This is a genomic window from Streptomyces sp. OfavH-34-F (genome assembly GCF_022347745.1).
Lineage (GTDB): Bacteria > Actinomycetota > Actinomycetes > Streptomycetales > Streptomycetaceae > Streptomyces.
Genome location: NZ_JAKRGC010000490.1, coordinates 1 through 3,153, shown reverse-complemented (window position 1 = coordinate 3,153; position 3,153 = coordinate 1). Strand labels below are relative to the sequence as shown.

Below are 3,153 nucleotides of genomic sequence, written 5' to 3'. Positions count from 1 at the left end.
CTCGCCCCGGCCGTCGCGGTGGTCAGCGGCAGCCTGGACCTCGACTTCTCGCTCCCGCTCTTCGTCTCGCCGCTGGTGCCGACGCTGGTGCTGACCGGGGCCGGCGCGCCCCCGGACCGGATCGAGACGGCCCGGAAGGCGGGCGCCGAGGTGGTGATCGCGGGGGAGGGCTCGCGGGTGGACCCCGCCCGCGCCGTGCGGGAGCTGGCCGACCGGGGGCTGCGGCGGCTGCTGACGGAGGGCGGGCCCCGGCTGCTCGGGCAGTTCGTGGCCCGGGGGGTGCTGGACGAGCTGTGCCTGACCGTCGCCCCGCTGCTCACGGCCGGGGACGCCCAGCGGATCGCGGGCGGGCCGCCGGTGTCCGTGCCGAAACGATTCGCCCTGGCCTCGCTGCTGGAGGAGGACGGGTTCCTGTTCTCCCGGTACCGCCGAGGCTGAGCCCCGGCGCCGCCCCGGGCGGTCCGTGCGGTGGCGGCCGGGCCCCGCCGCGTGCCGCGTGAGCCGACGGGCGGTACCGGAACGCGCATTCCGGTTTCCCGGCCCGCGCCGACCCCGTCGGGGCAATCAGCGGAATATCACGTTCCGGTTAGCGTTCCGTGGGCAGAATGGATCTCGCAGACCCCGTGCGAGCACGGGGAAGGATGGTTTCAGCAGCGGCCGTCGACGGTCGCTGAAGAGAAGGGCTCTGTGGTGTTCACCAGCGTTTTGATGATCGAGAAGGCCCTCACCTCCGGGGACGTCGAATTCGTCACCACCCTGCACGGGGAGGAGCGCACCTCCTTCGTCGTCCTCATGCAGCCGCGCGGCGACCAGGCGGACGTGCTGCTGCGGGCCATCGACGACCTGGCGATGGGCGAACTGAAGGAAGCGGCCCGCGAGAGCGAGGAGCCCGAGGGCAAGAGCGCCAGGGACTCCGCCGCGCTCGCCCTGGACGTGTCCCTGGAGGCCCTGCGCCAGGCGGGCTCCGAAGCCGTCGGACAGGTGATCGAGAATCATCCCCTGGACAAGCTCACCACCGTGGTCGAGGAGTCCGGCGCCGACGAGGTCATCGTGCTGACCGCCCCCCACTACGTCGAGGAGTTCTTCCACCGCGACTGGGCCTCCCGCGCCCGCCACAAGGTCGGCGTCCCCGTGCTCAAGCTCTTCGCGCACAGCGAATAGGCTGGGCGTGCGGCCCAGGAGTGGCACCGAAGCCGCACCGAAACCCACTCGAAACCCGCAGGAGCACAGATGGCACCCGGCATTCCCGCCGCCATGGAACGACCGCACTTCATCGGCATCGGCGGCGCCGGAATGTCGGGCATCGCCAAGATCCTCGCCCAGCGGGGCGCGAAGGTCGCCGGCAGCGACGCCAAGGAGTCCCCGACCGCCGACGCCCTGCGCGCCCTCGGCGCCACCGTCCACATCGGACACTCCGCCGCGCACCTGGCCGACGACGCCTCCTGCGTGGTCGTCTCCAGCGCCATCCGCGCCGACAACCCCGAGCTGGTGCGCGCCGCCGAGCTGTCCATCCCCGTCGTCCACCGCTCCGACGCCCTGGCCTCCCTGATGGGCGGCCTGCGCTCCCTCGCGGTCGCCGGCACCCACGGCAAGACGACGACCACCTCGATGCTCGCCGTCGCCCTCGGCGAACTGGGCCTCGACCCCTCGTACGCCATCGGCGGCGACCTCGCCGGACCCGGCACCAACGCGGCGCACGGCGAGGGCGACATCTTCGTCGCCGAGGCCGACGAGAGCGACCGGAGCTTCCAGAAGTACGACCCCGACGTCGCGATCGTCCTCAACGTCGAACTCGACCACCACGCCAACTACGCCTCGATGGACGAGATCCACGAGTCCTTCGAGGCCTTCGCCGGCAAGATCGTCCCCGGCGGCACCCTGGTCGTCTCCGCCGACCAGTCCGGCGCCACCGAGCTGACCCGCCGGGTCCGCGAGACGCTGCCCGCGCTCACCGTCGTCACCTACGGCGAGGCCGAGACCGCCGACGTACGCGTGCACAAGATCACCCCGCGCGGTCTGACCAGCGAGGTCACGGTCGTCCTGGGCGGGAAGTTCCTCACCTTCACCGTCTCCGTCCCCGGCCGCCACTACGCGCTCAACGCGGTCGCCGCCCTCGCCGCCGGCATCGCCCTCGGCATCCCCGCGCACAACCTCGCCTCCGCCCTCGGCAAGTACACCGGCGTCAAGCGGCGCCTCCAGCTCAAGGGCGAGGCGGCCGGCGTCCAGGTCATCGACAGCTACGCCCACCACCCGACCGAGATGACCGCCGACCTGGAGGCCATGCGCGGCGCCGCCTCCGACGCCCGCCTCCTCGTCGTCTTCCAGCCCCACCTCTTCTCCCGCACCCGCGAACTCGGCACCGAGATGGGCCGGGCCCTCGCCCTCGCCGACGCCTCCGTCGTCCTGGACATCTACCCGGCCCGCGAGGACCCGCTCCCCGGCGTCACCAGCGCCCTGATCATCGACGCCGCCACGGCCGCGGGCGCCGACGTCACCGCCGTCCACGACAAGGCGGAGGTCCCCGTGGTCGTCGCGGGAATGGCCAAGCCCGGCGATCTCGTTCTCACCATGGGAGCGGGCGACGTCACCGACCTCGGCCCGCGCATCCTGGACCACCTGTCGAGCTGAAGGAGCCACCGTGCCGTACGACGTCGAGAAGCCGGACGAGCAGTGGCGGGAAGAACTGACCGCCGCCGAGTACGCGGTGCTGCGCAAGGCCGGCACCGAACCCGCGTTCACCGGTGAGTACACCGACACCAAGACCGCCGGCGTCTACTCCTGCCGGGCCTGCGGCGCGGAGCTGTTCCGCTCCGACACCAAGTTCGAGTCGCACTGCGGCTGGCCGTCCTTCTACGACCCCAAGGACAGCGACGCCGTCGAACTGATCCAGGACCGCAGCCACGGCATGGTCCGCACCGAGGTCCGCTGCGCCCGCTGCGGCTCCCACCTGGGCCACGTCTTCGAGGGCGAGGGCTACCCGACCCCCACCGACCAGCGGTACTGCATCAACTCCATCTCCCTGCGGCTGGCCCCGGACGCCTGACCCGGAGAGCGAGGACGGGGACCGGCCCACCGCGCCGGTTTCCGTCCTCAGCCGCGCCGCACCCGGCCCGCGATCCGCCGGCCGAGCCGGCCCAGCGTGCCGCGCTCCCG

4 protein-coding genes are annotated in these 3,153 nt (G+C 72.5%); all 4 read left to right on the top strand.

All coding sequences use genetic code 11. The annotated features are described in order from the left end of the window. The coding region (locus tag MHW47_RS33790) for a dihydrofolate reductase family protein (protein ID WP_239227663.1) at nucleotides 1-438 on the top strand (438 nt) is incomplete at its 5' end. 270 nt (nucleotides 439-708) lie between these two features. Then, on the top strand, nucleotides 709-1,161 hold the full coding sequence (locus MHW47_RS33785; protein ID WP_239227664.1) for an indole-3-glycerol phosphate synthase: 453 nt from the start codon (nucleotides 709-711) through the stop codon (nucleotides 1,159-1,161). Nucleotides 1,162-1,230: 69 nt separating this feature from the next. Next, a complete protein-coding gene (gene murC / locus MHW47_RS33780; RefSeq protein ID WP_239227662.1) occupies nucleotides 1,231-2,628 on the top strand; it encodes a UDP-N-acetylmuramate--L-alanine ligase in 1,398 nt (465 codons plus the stop codon). 10 nt (nucleotides 2,629-2,638) lie between these two features. Next, nucleotides 2,639-3,043: a peptide-methionine (R)-S-oxide reductase MsrB gene (gene msrB, locus MHW47_RS33775; RefSeq protein WP_239227661.1), complete on the top strand. Its 405-nt coding sequence runs from the start codon at nucleotides 2,639-2,641 to the stop codon at nucleotides 3,041-3,043. The last annotated feature ends 110 nt before the right edge of the window (nucleotides 3,044-3,153 follow it).

Coding starts and splice junctions, on each gene's coding strand:
- MHW47_RS33785 (WP_239227664.1), top strand. CDS start 709: ATGATCGAGAAGGCCCTCACCTCCGGGGACGTCGAATTCGTCACCACC.
- murC (WP_239227662.1), top strand. CDS start 1,231: ATGGCACCCGGCATTCCCGCCGCCATGGAACGACCGCACTTCATCGGC.